A 12,378-nucleotide genomic window follows, 5' to 3' on the forward strand; every position below is an offset into this window, starting at 1 on the left:
TTTCAAATACACCGAGTCGCTCTAATCGCGAGCAGGCTCGCTCCCACAGGGATTTCGCTGAACCCGTGGGAGCGAGCCTGCTCGCGATGGCCGCGCTGCGGTCGTCGATCCGAAGCAACTTCCCCTCGCCATTTATCACCCAATTACAAAGCCACCTAACTATTACGTTGACATTCGCTGCCTAGGCAGTAACATCTAGACATACATTCCCTGCCTAGGCAGCTAACGGGTGGTCAGATGAAGCATTTCTCGCCGGACGATTTCCACAATTGCCATCTCGGTCTGCTGCTGGGGCGCGCCGCGCTGCTCAAGGACCGGATCATCGACACGCACATGGAACCCCACGGCATCACCGCCGCGCAGTTCAAGGTGCTGATCATCATGGCTCAGTTCGGTGTCGATACCCCGGCCGAACTGTGCCGGCACCTGTCCCTGGACAGCGGCTCAATGACCCGCATGCTCGATCGTCTGGAACAGAAGGGGTTTCTCGTCCGTCAACGCTCTGAAGGCGACCGCCGTCAGGTGCAGTTGGTGCTGACCGAGGAAGGCCAGAAGCTGGCTGATCTCCTGCCGCACATCGGCGCTGACGCCATGAACGAACTGGCAGGTGCCATCACGCCAGAAGAGTTGAAAACCCTGGAACAGATACTGACGAAGATTTTGCTGGCAGCCGGTGACTCGATCACCTTGCTGCGGGTAGGTGACAAATGAGCAGTAAAACCTTGCGTACCGGTCTGAGCCTGGTGCTGTTGGCCATGAGCCTGGCCGGGTGTGCCAGCTACAGCGGTCTGAACACCCAAGGCGTGAGCCTTGATGCGAAAACCCTCAAGGCCGGGCAGTCCCTCAACGGTGTCACCTTGTCGCCTGCGGCGTGGCCGAAAAGCGACTGGTGGAAAAGCCTTGGTGACCCACAGCTCGACGGTCTGATCCGCGAAGCCCTGCACGACAGCCCGGACATGCAGATTGCCGACGCCCGCGCCCACCAGGCCAGTGCCGCCGCTTATGCCGCCGACGCCGCGCGGATGCCGACCCTCGACGCCAGCGCCAGTGTCAGCCGCTCGCGCCTGGCCCGTGACCAGGACCCGACCGGAAGGGGGGGCACTTACGCCACGGTGCGCACTATCGGCGTCAGCTTCAATTACACCTTCGACCTCTGGGGCGGCCAGCGTGCCACCTGGGAAGCCGCGCTGGGCCAGGCCCGTGCTGCTGAAGTCGATCAGCAAGCCGCGCAGCTGACCTTGTCGGCCGACGTCGCCCGCGCTTACAGCAACCTCGGGCAGGCGCATATTGTTTATGACCTGGCTAACGACGACCTCAAGCGCACCCGGCAAATGCTCGATCTGAGCCAGCGTCGTCTGAGCTCCGGCATCGACAGCCAATACCAGTACCAGCAAACCGAAAGCCTGGAAGCCAGTTCCGAAGCGACCCTGATCGACGCCGAGAAAAACCTCCAGAGCGCAAAAATCGCCCTGGCCGTGCTGCTCGGTAAAGGTCCGGATCGTGGCAATGAAATCGCCCGGCCAAAAGTCCTTCAGGCCAGTGCCGTGGCGTTGCCATCGACATTGCCCGCCGAGTTGCTCGGTCGTCGCCCGGACCTGATCGCTGCGCGCTGGCGGGTCGAGGCAGCGAGCAAAAACATCGACGCCGGTAAAACAAAGTTCTACCCGAACCTCAACCTGAGCGCTGCCGCCGGTGCCGAGTCGTTGTTGGGTGACGCGATGTTTGGCTCGGCGAGCCGCTTCTTCAATATTGTGCCAACCGTGTCGTTGCCGATCTTCGATGGCGGTCGCTTGCGCGCCAACCTCGATGCGCGGGACGCCGACTACGACCTCGCCGTCGCGCAGTACAACAAGACTCTGGTGAAAGCGTTGGGGGATGTCAGCGACACCATCTCCCAACTGCGTGACATAGGGCGGCAGATCGGTGCGCAGCAACACTCCACCGACATTGCCCAGGATTCTTACAACACAGTGGTCCAGCGTTACGGCTCCGGCATCGGCAACTACCTGGACGTGCTCAGCATCGAGCAGCAATTGCTCCAGGCCCAGCGTCAGCTGGCGAACCTGAATGCCGAGCAGATCGACCTGTCGATTCAACTGATGCAGGCACTGGGCGGCGGGTTTCAAGCCGACACCCTGGCCGCGGCCAACCCATCCCCAGCGCCCGCCACGCTGAATCAATAATTCAAGGTACTTGTCATGGCCATTGCCGAAAACAACTCAACCCCTGAAAGCACCCAAGACGCGGGCAATCCGGGTAAACGCAAATTCATGCTGCTGGTGCTGGCGATTCTGGTGATCCTTGGCGGCCTCGGTGTCTGGGGCTGGCACGAACTCTACGGACGCTGGAACGAAAACACCGACGATGCCTACGTCAACGGCAACGTGGTGGAAATCACGCCGCTGGTCACTGGCACGGTGGTCAGCATCGGTGCCGATGACGGCGATCTGGTCCATGAAGGCCAGGTGCTGGTCAACTTTGACCCGAACGACGCACAAGTCGGTCTGCAAAGTGCCCAGGCCAATCTGGCCCGCACCGTGCGTCAGGTTCGTGGCCTGTACAGCAACGTCGACGGTATGAAAGCTCAGGTCAACGCCCAAAAAGCCGCCGTGCAGAAGGCTCAGGACAACTTCAATCGCCGCAAGAATCTGGCGGCTGGAGGGGCGATCTCCCAGGAAGAGCTGTCCCACGCTCGGGATGACCTGACCTCGGCGCAAAATGCCCTGGCCAACGCCCAGCAGCAACTCAACACCACCAATGCACTGGTCGATGACACCGTGGTTTCGTCGCACCCGGATGTGCAGGCTGCTGCCGCGCAAGTGCGCCAGGCCTACCTGACCAACGCCCGCAGCACGCTGATTGCACCGGTCACCGGTTACGTCGCCAAGCGCACCGTGCAGCTTGGCCAACGGGTTCAGCCGGGGACCGCACTGATGGCGGTGATCCCGCTGGATCAACTGTGGATCGACGCCAACTTCAAGGAAACCCAGCTGCGTGACATGCGCATCGGTCAGCCGGTGGACATCGAAGCCGATCTCTACGGCGGTGAAGTGAAATACAACGGCACCATCGACAGCCTCGGTGCCGGGACCGGTAGCGCATTTGCCTTGTTGCCGGCGCAGAACGCGACCGGTAACTGGATCAAGATCGTTCAGCGGGTGCCGGTGCGGATTCACATCAACGCCGAGCAGTTGGCCGAGCACCCGTTGCGGGTTGGCCTGTCGACGATGGTCAACGTCAACCTGCACGACCAGAGCGGTCCGGTACTGGCGCAACAGCCGCCGCAAAAGGCCTCGTTCAGCACCAACATCTATGACCGTCAGTTGGCCGAAGCCGATGCGATGATCACCCGTCTGATTCACGACAACAGTTCAGTGGCGAGCAAAACCGCTCAGCGCTGATTCGCCAATCCGTCAGCTGCGGCCGTAACGGCCGCAGCGACTGCCAAGCTCCAAAAGGATTCGCGATGAGCAATAACGCGTCTTTCAAGCCGCCCAGCCTGGTGCTCAGCACCATCGGCCTGTCGCTGGCGACCTTCATGCAGGTGCTCGACACCACCATCGCCAACGTGGCCTTGCCGACGATTTCCGGCAACCTGGGCGTGAGTTCGGAGCAGGGCACCTGGGTCATCACTTCGTTTGCCGTGAGCAACGCCATCGCGCTGCCGTTGACCGGTTGGCTGAGTCGACGCTTCGGTGAAGTGAAGCTGTTTCTCTGGGCGACCATCCTGTTTGTGCTGGCGTCGTTCCTCTGCGGGATCTCGACGTCGATGCCTGAGCTGATCGGCTTTCGCGTGCTTCAAGGCCTGGTGGCAGGTCCCTTGTATCCGATGACCCAGACCCTGCTGATCGCGGTCTATCCGCCGGCCAGGCGCGGCATGGCCCTGGCGTTGCTGGCGATGGTGACGGTGGTGGCGCCGATTGCCGGTCCCATCCTCGGCGGCTGGATTACCGACAGCTACAGCTGGCCGTGGATCTTCTTTATCAACGTGCCCATCGGGATTTTCGCGGTAATGGTCGTGCGCCAGCAACTCAAGACGCGGCCGGTGGTGACGAGTTACCAACCCATGGATTACGTCGGTCTGATCACCTTGATCATTGGCGTCGGCGCGCTGCAGATCATCCTCGACAAGGGCAATGACCTGGACTGGTTCGAATCAAACTTCATCATCATTGGGGCGGCTATTTCGGCAATCGCGCTGGCCGTGTTCGTGATCTGGGAAATGACCGACAAGCACCCGGTGGTCAACCTGCGGCTGTTCGCCCATCGCAACTTCCGCATCGGCACCATCGTGTTGGTCCTGGGTTACGCCGGGTTCTTTGGCATCAACCTGATTCTGCCGCAGTGGTTGCAAACCCAGATGGGCTACACCGCGACCTGGGCCGGACTGGCGGTGGCGCCGATCGGTATTCTGCCGGTGCTGATGTCGCCGTTTGTCGGCAAGTACGCGCACAAGTTCGACTTGCGGTTGCTGGCCGGGCTGGCGTTCCTGGCGATTGGCTTGAGCTGCTTCATGCGCGCCGGCTTCACCAATGAGGTGGACTTCCAGCACGTGGCGCTGGTGCAGTTGTTCATGGGTATTGGTGTGGCGCTGTTCTTCATGCCGACCCTGAGCATTCTGATGTCGGACCTGCCGCCGCATCAGATCGCCGATGGTGCGGGCCTGGCGACGTTCTTACGGACCTTGGGCGGCAGCTTCGCAGCGTCGCTGACCACCTGGATCTGGATCCGTCGCGCCGATCAGCATCACGCTTACCTGAGCGAAAGCCTCAGCACCTTTGACCCTGCGACCCGCGATGCCTTGAATACTTTGGGCGGCGCGAGCAATCCAGCGTATGCCCAGCTCGATCACGTGCTGACCAGCCAGGCCTACATGCTCTCCACCGTGGATTATTTCACGCTGCTGGGCTGGGGTTTTATGGGGTTGATTCTGCTGGTGTGGCTGGCCAAGCCGCCGTTTGCGGCGAAGGCGGGGCCGGAGGCGAGCGGTCACTAATAGAGGGGCGGCATGAGGATCTGTAGCAGCTGCCGAGCCCGCGAGGCTGCGTTCGGCCGCGGAGCGGTCGCAGTCCGGTGCATGCGGTTGTTCTGTTGAACCGCGATCACGGGTTTTACGACCGCTTCGCGGCCGAACGCAGCCTCGCGGGCTCGACAGCTGCTACAGGCCGGATCAGTTACCTGGCAACGCCAGCTGCGGGTTCACAAAATCAAACGCCGCCAGCGCAAACCCTTGCTCATCCACCTGCAGCGCCCAGCCCTGACGATCCCAATCCCCCAGCACAATGCGCTTGGCGGCTTGTTCGCCAATCTGCAATTTGTGGATGGCAGGGCGGTGGGTGTGGCCGTGGACCAGGGTTTTCACGCCGTACTGCTGCATGATCCGCGGGATTTCCTCGGGGGTTACATCGACGATGTCGTTGGCTTTCATCCGGGTTTGCGCGCGGCTTTCGCTGCGCAGCTTGCGTGCCAGCTTATGGCGGGTGCGCAGTGGCAGATGGCGCAACACGAACAAGGTGATGGGGTTGCGCAGGTAGCGGCGCATCCGCATATAGCTTTCGTCGCGGGTACACAGGCTGTCGCCGTGCATCAACAGCACCGGTTCACCTGCGAGCTGCACGACACTCGGGTCTTTGAGCAGGGTGCAGCCGGCTGCTTTGCAGAAGGCCTTGCCGAGCAGGAAGTCGCGATTGCCGTGCATCAGAAAGATCGCCGTGCCGCTGTCGCTAAGTTCGCGCAGGGCCTGGCAGATGGAGCGTTGGAAGGGGGTCATGGCATCGTCGCCGACCCACACCTCGAAAAAGTCGCCCAGAATATACAGCGCGGTCGCGGAGCGGGCGCGGGTGGCGAGCAAATCCAGAAACGCCCGGGTGATGTCCGGGCGCTCCTCTTCCAGATGTAAATCTGAAATCAGCAATATCACTCAATGATCTCGGCTTTCTCGATGATCACGTCTTCTGCGGGTACGTCCTGGTGACCGGATTTCATGGTGGTCGAAACACCTTTGATCTTGTCGACAACGTCAGTACCGGCGGTCACTTTACCGAACACGGCATAGCCCCAGCCCTGAGCGTTCTTGCCGCTGTGGTTGAGGAAGCTGTTGTCCGCGACGTTGATGAAGAACTGCGCGGAAGCCGAATGCGGCTCCATGGTACGGGCCATGGCGACGGTGTATTTGTCGTTGGAAAGACCGTTGTCGGCTTCGTTCTGGATGCTTGGACGCTTGTCTTTCTTTTCCTTCATGCCTGGCTCGAAACCGCCGCCCTGGATCATGAAGTTGCCGATGACACGGTGGAAAACGGTGTTTTCGTAGTGGCCGGCTTTAACGTATTCGATGAAGTTGGCCACGGTGATCGGGGCCTTCTCGGCGTTCAGTTCCAGGACGATTTCGCCGTGGTTGGTGGTCAATTTGACTTGAGTCATGATCGTTACTCTTTCAAGGAGAAGCGTTTTCAAGGAATTCGTGGCTTTCGGGGCGCTGCGTGACGCGTGCGAGGCCGAACCTGTTTGGCAAAAAATCGCCAAGGTGGGCAGTTTAGCGCGACGGCTGCGAATTTCGAGGCTGTTTTTCATCTGCGGTGCATTAAAAGCAGCAGTTTTAGGGCCTGCTCTGTCAGGCGCTTGACCGCATCGGCTATGATAGCGGCTTTGTTTTGTCAGGCCCTTAGTCCGGCCACGCACTTGTACGTTCAAGGATCCTATGAGCAAGCCCACTGTCGACCCTACCTCGAATTCCAAGACTGGCCCTGCCGTGCCGGTCAATTTCCTGCGCCCGATCATCCAGGCGGACCTGGACTCGGGTAAGCACACGCAGATCGTCACCCGTTTCCCGCCTGAGCCCAACGGCTACCTGCACATCGGTCACGCCAAGTCGATCTGTGTGAACTTCGGTCTGGCCCAGGAGTTCGGTGGCGTGACGCACCTGCGTTTCGACGATACCAACCCGGCCAAGGAAGACCAGGAATACATCGACGCTATCGAAAGCGACGTCAAGTGGCTGGGTTTCGAATGGTCTGGTGAAGTGCGCTATGCCTCGCAGTATTTCGACCAGTTGCACGAATGGGCGGTAGAGCTGATCAAGGCGGGCAAGGCGTATGTCTGCGACCTGACCCCCCAGCAGTCCAAGGAATACCGTGGCAGCCTGACCGAACCCGGCAAGAACAGCCCGTTCCGCGACCGTAGCGTCGAAGAGAACCTGGACCTGTTCGCCCGCATGAAGGCCGGCGAGTTCAAGGACGGTGAGCGCGTGCTGCGCGCCAAGATCGACATGGCGTCGCCGAACATGAACCTGCGTGACCCGATCCTGTATCGCATCCGTCATGCTCACCACCACCAGACCGGTGACAAGTGGTGCATCTACCCGAACTACGATTTCACCCACGGTCAGTCGGACGCCATCGAAGGCATCACCCACTCGATCTGCACCCTGGAGTTCGAAGGCCATCGTCCGCTGTACGACTGGTTCCTGGACAACCTGCCAGTACCGGCGCACCCACGTCAGTACGAGTTCTCGCGCCTGAACCTGAACTACACCATCACCAGCAAGCGCAAGCTCAAGCAGTTGGTCGATGAAAAGCACGTCAATGGCTGGGACGATCCGCGCATGTCGACGCTGTCGGGTTTCCGTCGCCGCGGTTACACGCCGAAATCGATCCGCAACTTCTGCGAAATGATCGGCACCAACCGTTCCGACGGCGTGGTCGACTTCGGCATGCTCGAATTCAGCATCCGTGACGACCTGGACCACAGCGCCCCACGCGCCATGTGCGTACTGCGTCCGCTGAAAGTCGTGATCACCAACTACCCGGAAGGTCAGGTCGAGAACCTCGAACTGCCATGCCACCCGAAAGAAGACATGGGCGTGCGGGTTCTGCCATTCGCCCGTGAGATCTACATCGACCGTGAAGACTTCATGGAAGAGCCGCCAAAGGGCTACAAACGCCTGGAGCCAGCCGGTGAAGTGCGTCTGCGTGGCAGCTACGTGATCCGTGCCGACGAAGCGATCAAGGACGCCGATGGCAACATCGTCGAACTGCGTTGCTCCTACGATCCGGAAACACTGGGCAAGAACCCTGAAGGCCGCAAGGTCAAAGGCGTGATTCACTGGGTGCCGGCTGCGGCCAGCGTCGAGTGTGAAGTGCGTCTGTACGATCGTCTGTTCCGTTCGCCGAACCCTGAGAAGGCCGAAGACAGCGCCGGTTTCCTGGACAACATCAACCCTGACTCGCTGCAGGTGCTTACCGGTTGTCGTGCTGAGCCTTCGTTGGGCAATGCACAGCCGGAAGACCGTTTCCAGTTCGAGCGCGAAGGTTACTTCTGCGCGGATATCAAGGACTCGAAACCCGGTCACCCGGTATTCAACCGCACCGTGACCCTGCGTGATTCGTGGGGCCAGTGATTTAGCGACAGGCCTGACCGGCTCTGATAAATAGGCAATAATCGTGCTTACGATCTACAACACGCTCACCAAGAGCAAAGAAGTCTTCAAACCGCTGGATGGTAACAAGGTGCGCATGTACGTGTGCGGGATGACAGTGTACGACTACTGCCACCTGGGCCACGGCCGCAGCATGGTCGCGTTCGACCTGGTGACCCGCTGGTTGCGGTTCAGCGGTTATGACCTGACCTACGTGCGCAACATCACCGACATCGACGACAAGATCATCAATCGCGCCCGTGAAAACGGCGAGTCGTTCGAGGCGTTGACCGAGCGCATGATCGCGGCAATGCACGAAGACGAGTCACGCTTGAACATCCTCAAGCCGGACATGGAACCGCGCGCCACCGGCCACATCGCCGGCATGCACGCGATGATCCAGACCCTGATCGACAAGGGCTACGCCTACGCGCCGGGTAACGGCGACGTGTACTACCGCGTCGCCAAGTTCATGGGTTACGGCAAGCTGTCGCGCAAGAAGATCGAAGACCTGCGCATCGGCGCCCGGATCGAAGTCGACGAGTCGAAACAGGACCCGTTGGACTTCGTACTGTGGAAAGCCGCCAAGCCGGGTGAGCCGAGCTGGGAATCGCCATGGGGCGCCGGGCGTCCGGGCTGGCACATCGAGTGCTCGGTGATGTCGACTTGCTGCCTCGGTGAAACCTTCGATATTCATGGCGGCGGCAGCGACCTTGAGTTCCCGCACCATGAAAACGAAATCGCCCAGAGCGAAGCGGCCACCGGCAAGACCTACGCCAACGCGTGGATGCATTGCGGGATGATTCGCATCAATGGCGAGAAGATGTCCAAGTCCTTGAACAACTTCTTCACCATTCGTGACGTGCTCGACAAATACCACCCGGAAGTCGTGCGTTACCTGCTGGTATCGAGCCATTACCGCAGCGCGATCAACTACTCGGAAGACAACCTCAAGGACGCCAAGGGCGCGCTGGAGCGTTTCTACCACGCGTTGAAAGGCCTGCCGACGGTTCCGGCCGCCGGTGGCGAAGCCTTCGTCGAGCGTTTCACCCAGGTGATGAACGACGACTTCGGCACGCCGGAAGCCTGCGCGGTGCTGTTCGAGATGGTGCGCGAGATCAACCGCTTGCGTGAGAGCGATCTCGATGCCGCGGCAGGTCTGGCGGCGCGCTTGAAAGAACTGGCCAGCGTGCTCGGTGTGTTGCAACTGGAAGCCGATGACTTCCTGCAAGCCGGTGCCGAAGGCCGGGTCGATGCAGCAGAAGTCGACGCGCTGATCCAGGCGCGCCTGACGGCCCGTGCCAACAAGGACTGGGCCGAGTCGGACCGCATCCGCGACCAGCTCACCGCCATGGGCGTGGTGCTGGAAGACGGTAAGGGCGGCACGACGTGGCGTCTGGCTGACTAAAGCCTGCTTGAGCTAAAAACAAAACCCGCCTTGTGCGGGTTTTTGTTTGATGGACGTAATCTTTGTCGAGATAGAACGGGTTAAACCAAAATAGCGAGTGATGTGTATTTGGCGACTAAAGGGTCGGCGGTAAGTAGCTTCATTGGTTCTGTGATTGCAGTTGCAACAATAAGGCGATCGAACGGATCGCGATGGTGATGTTCGAGGTCTTTCACCGCAATAGCGTGTTCTGACGTGACAGGCAGCTCTATGAAACCGCCTTCGAGGCAGTATTCTCGAATCTCTTCCAAATCAACGCTTAGCTTTCCCAGCCCAACCTTGATTGCCATCTCCCAGAAAGTAGCTGCGCTGATGTAAATCTCAGCGGCGCTCTCAATGAGCTTTCTGGCTCTGCCGGATAGTTTTGGGTCATCACTGAGAGTCCAAAGCAGAATATGTGTATCGAGTAAGACCCTCATCCATGAGTCCCTTCAAATGCGTCCAGCATCTCGTCCGGTAGCGGCGCATCAAAGTCTTCAGGCAAGGTCAGTTTGCCTTTCATCGCTCCGATCCGCCGTCCGGAGGGTTTTCCCACGGGAACAAGGCGGGCAAGGGCTCGACCATGTTTAGCAATCGTGATGATCTGTCCGGAAGCAGCGTCATCGACCAGTTTGGACAAATTGTTTTTTGCTTCACCTAACGGGACGATAATCATGATGCCTCTCCAATATTCTGGACAAATATAGCCAGAATTTTTGGGGTAGGCAAAGATGAGCGGACAATAGGTCAAGTTGTCATGTGTCGAGTGAGCGGTGAAAGGTCTAGAGGTTTTTGAAGTTGCTGGCGTTTCGGGAGTACCCCTTACCCGAATGTTGCGCTGTCGCTCAGTCGCCAGGCATTTAAAACCTTCGACCACTTCTGAAAAAATATCCCGTTTCATCGAATGCTCCTGATAGCCCGTCACTCACCTTAGCGCTCAGTAGCATCAGCCTGATGTCAGCTGCCACCGGTCTCTTTGCAGGCATATTCCGAGAAAGGGGAGAGCAGTCGCCCAAACGCAAAAACGGCACCCGAAGGTGCCGTTTCTGTTTTCTACTGCGTGTCGCTTAAGCGATCAACCGGCCAGTCCAGTCTGCTGAACCAGCGTCAGCAACGGCTGTGGGTACAGGCCGAGGAAGAACGCCAGCACTGCGATGGCCAGCAGCATGACGCCGCCTGCCTTTTGTTCCCAGTGCAGCTGGGCGTCGACGCGACGCAGGTTCGGTTCGATCAGGTACAGGGTGACCATGACGCGCAGGTAGTAGAAGACGCCGATGGCGCTGCCCAGTACCAGCGAGCCGACCAGCCACCATTGGTGAGACTCGACGCCGGTGGCGATGATGTAGAACTTGCCGATGAAGCCTGCGGTCAGCGGGATACCGGCCAGGGACAACATCATCACGGTCAGTACGGCGGTCAGGTACGGACGACGCCAGAACAGGCCGCGGTACTCGTACAGCGCGTCTGCGTCACGACCTTTGTATGGCGAGGACATCAGGGTGATCACGCCGAAGGCGCCGAGGCTGGTGATCACGTAGGTGACCAGGTAGACGCCGATGGCTTCCATCGCCAGCCCCTTGCTCGCCACCAGGGCGATCAACAGGTAACCGAAGTGAGCGATGGACGAGTAACCCAGCAGACGCTTGAGGTTGCTCTGGGTCAGCGCCAGCAGGTTACCGAACAGGATCGAGGCAATCGCGATCACGGTCAGTACGGTGCTCAATACACCGCTGTTGGCCACTGGCGAGATCTGGAACAGACGCACCATCACTGCGAACACAGCGACTTTCGAAGCCGTGGCGAGGAACGCTGCAACCGGTGCCGGAGCACCTTCGTAGACGTCCGGGGTCCAGAGGTGGAACGGTACCAGCGACAGCTTGAACGCCAGACCGATCAGCATCATGCCCAGGCCCAGTTGCGCCAGCGGGCTTGGCAGGCCGGTGGCCGCCAGGGCCTGACCGATGCCGCTGAAGCTCAGGGTGCCGGCTTCGGCGTAGAGCAGGGCCATACCGAACAACAGGAACGCGGAACCGGCGGCCGACAGCACCATGTACTTGATGCCGGCTTCCAGTGAGCGCTTGTTGAAGAAGGCATAGGCCACCAGACCGTAGACCGGTACCGAGAGCAGTTCCAGACCGACGAACAAACCGGCCAGGTGCTGCGCGCTGACCAGAACCAGGCCACCGGCGGCGGCCATCAGGATCAGCAGGTAAAGTTCTTCACGGTTGCCCGGATAACCCGTAGCACCATCGCCGAGGTAGGCGTGGGCGAGGGTGACGCAGGCGAGGGTGGCGACCAGGATCAGCGCCATGTACAGGCAGGCAAAGCTGTCGATCTGCAGCAATGGAGTCACGGCCAGAGGCGCGACTTTCAGGGCTGGCAGGATCGACAGCAAGGCCAGGTTCAGACCCGCTACCGACAGCAGGAAGGTCTGCGAGTGGTTGCGACGCCAGGCGATCGCCAGCATCACCACGATGATCGTGGCGCTGGTGATCAACAATGGCGCAAGCGCGATAAAGTGTTGAATCGTAAAGTCCAT

11 protein-coding genes are annotated in these 12,378 nt (G+C 59.8%); 6 read left to right on the plus strand and 5 right to left on the minus strand.

The window, feature by feature from the left end; translation table 11 throughout:
- Positions 1 to 237 precede the first annotated feature (237 nt).
- The 4 genes from NTD87_RS27305 to NTD87_RS27320 all read left to right on the plus strand — a co-directional run bounded on the left by NTD87_RS27305 (position 238) and on the right by NTD87_RS27320 (position 4,996).
- Positions 238 to 711, plus strand: coding sequence for a MarR family winged helix-turn-helix transcriptional regulator (locus NTD87_RS27305; RefSeq protein ID WP_262117276.1), 474 nt, complete (start codon positions 238 to 240; stop codon positions 709 to 711).
- A complete protein-coding gene (locus NTD87_RS27310) occupies positions 708 to 2,183 on the plus strand; it encodes an efflux transporter outer membrane subunit (RefSeq protein WP_262117277.1) in 1,476 nt (491 codons plus the stop codon). The genes NTD87_RS27305 and NTD87_RS27310 overlap by 4 nt, the downstream gene beginning before the upstream one ends.
- A 15-nt stretch (positions 2,184 to 2,198) precedes the next feature.
- Complete coding sequence (locus NTD87_RS27315; RefSeq protein WP_262117278.1) at positions 2,199 to 3,401, plus strand: efflux RND transporter periplasmic adaptor subunit; 1,203 nt, start codon at positions 2,199 to 2,201, stop codon at positions 3,399 to 3,401.
- A gap of 65 nt (positions 3,402 to 3,466) precedes the next feature.
- Complete coding sequence (locus NTD87_RS27320; protein ID WP_262117279.1) at positions 3,467 to 4,996, plus strand: DHA2 family efflux MFS transporter permease subunit; 1,530 nt, start codon at positions 3,467 to 3,469, stop codon at positions 4,994 to 4,996.
- A 174-nt stretch (positions 4,997 to 5,170) separates the two neighbouring features.
- On the opposite strand, the gene NTD87_RS27325 is transcribed toward NTD87_RS27320, so the two are convergent.
- A complete protein-coding gene (locus NTD87_RS27325) occupies positions 5,171 to 5,920 on the minus strand; it encodes a UDP-2,3-diacylglucosamine diphosphatase (RefSeq protein ID WP_262117280.1) in 750 nt (249 codons plus the stop codon).
- Positions 5,917 to 6,420 (minus strand): peptidylprolyl isomerase, encoded by a 504-nt coding sequence (locus NTD87_RS27330; protein WP_262117281.1) that lies wholly within the window; start codon positions 6,418 to 6,420, stop codon positions 5,917 to 5,919. Before NTD87_RS27330 ends, NTD87_RS27325 begins: the two co-directional genes overlap by 4 nt.
- Before the next feature lie 277 nt (positions 6,421 to 6,697).
- On the opposite strand from NTD87_RS27330, the gene NTD87_RS27335 reads away from it, so the two are divergent.
- Both NTD87_RS27335 and cysS read left to right on the plus strand, forming a co-directional pair.
- Positions 6,698 to 8,395: a glutamine--tRNA ligase/YqeY domain fusion protein gene (locus tag NTD87_RS27335; RefSeq protein ID WP_262117282.1), complete on the plus strand. Its 1,698-nt coding sequence runs from the start codon at positions 6,698 to 6,700 to the stop codon at positions 8,393 to 8,395.
- 43 nt (positions 8,396 to 8,438) lie between these two features.
- Positions 8,439 to 9,821 (plus strand): cysteine--tRNA ligase, encoded by a 1,383-nt coding sequence (cysS, locus tag NTD87_RS27340; RefSeq protein WP_262117283.1) that lies wholly within the window; start codon positions 8,439 to 8,441, stop codon positions 9,819 to 9,821.
- Between the two features lie 80 nt (positions 9,822 to 9,901).
- On the opposite strand, the gene NTD87_RS27345 is transcribed toward cysS, so the two are convergent.
- From NTD87_RS27345 to nuoN, 3 genes are all read right to left on the minus strand, one after another.
- Complete coding sequence (locus tag NTD87_RS27345; protein WP_262117284.1) at positions 9,902 to 10,279, minus strand: type II toxin-antitoxin system VapC family toxin; 378 nt, start codon at positions 10,277 to 10,279, stop codon at positions 9,902 to 9,904.
- Positions 10,276 to 10,740: a type II toxin-antitoxin system Phd/YefM family antitoxin gene (locus tag NTD87_RS27350; protein WP_262117285.1), complete on the minus strand. Its 465-nt coding sequence runs from the start codon at positions 10,738 to 10,740 to the stop codon at positions 10,276 to 10,278. Before NTD87_RS27350 ends, NTD87_RS27345 begins: the two co-directional genes overlap by 4 nt.
- Before the next feature lie 174 nt (positions 10,741 to 10,914).
- Positions 10,915 to 12,378: an NADH-quinone oxidoreductase subunit NuoN gene (nuoN, locus tag NTD87_RS27355; protein ID WP_262117286.1), complete on the minus strand. Its 1,464-nt coding sequence runs from the start codon at positions 12,376 to 12,378 to the stop codon at positions 10,915 to 10,917.

The organism is Pseudomonas sp. 6D_7.1_Bac1, from assembly GCF_025465945.1.
Lineage (GTDB): Bacteria > Pseudomonadota > Gammaproteobacteria > Pseudomonadales > Pseudomonadaceae > Aquipseudomonas.

Bases quoted from the DNA above. Each gene is read 5' to 3' on its own strand.
- NTD87_RS27335 (WP_262117282.1), top strand. From the start codon at position 6,698: ATGAGCAAGCCCACTGTCGACCCTACCTCGAATTCCAAGACTGGCCCT.
- NTD87_RS27330 (WP_262117281.1), bottom strand. From the start codon at position 6,420: ATGACTCAAGTCAAATTGACCACCAACCACGGCGAAATCGTCCTGGAA.
- NTD87_RS27310 (WP_262117277.1), top strand. From the start codon at position 708: ATGAGCAGTAAAACCTTGCGTACCGGTCTGAGCCTGGTGCTGTTGGCC.
- nuoN (WP_262117286.1), bottom strand. From the start codon at position 12,378: ATGGACTTTACGATTCAACACTTTATCGCGCTTGCGCCATTGTTGATC.
- NTD87_RS27320 (WP_262117279.1), top strand. From the start codon at position 3,467: ATGAGCAATAACGCGTCTTTCAAGCCGCCCAGCCTGGTGCTCAGCACC.
- NTD87_RS27350 (WP_262117285.1), bottom strand. From the start codon at position 10,740: ATGAAACGGGATATTTTTTCAGAAGTGGTCGAAGGTTTTAAATGCCTG.
- NTD87_RS27345 (WP_262117284.1), bottom strand. From the start codon at position 10,279: ATGAGGGTCTTACTCGATACACATATTCTGCTTTGGACTCTCAGTGAT.
- NTD87_RS27315 (WP_262117278.1), top strand. From the start codon at position 2,199: ATGGCCATTGCCGAAAACAACTCAACCCCTGAAAGCACCCAAGACGCG.
- NTD87_RS27305 (WP_262117276.1), top strand. From the start codon at position 238: ATGAAGCATTTCTCGCCGGACGATTTCCACAATTGCCATCTCGGTCTG.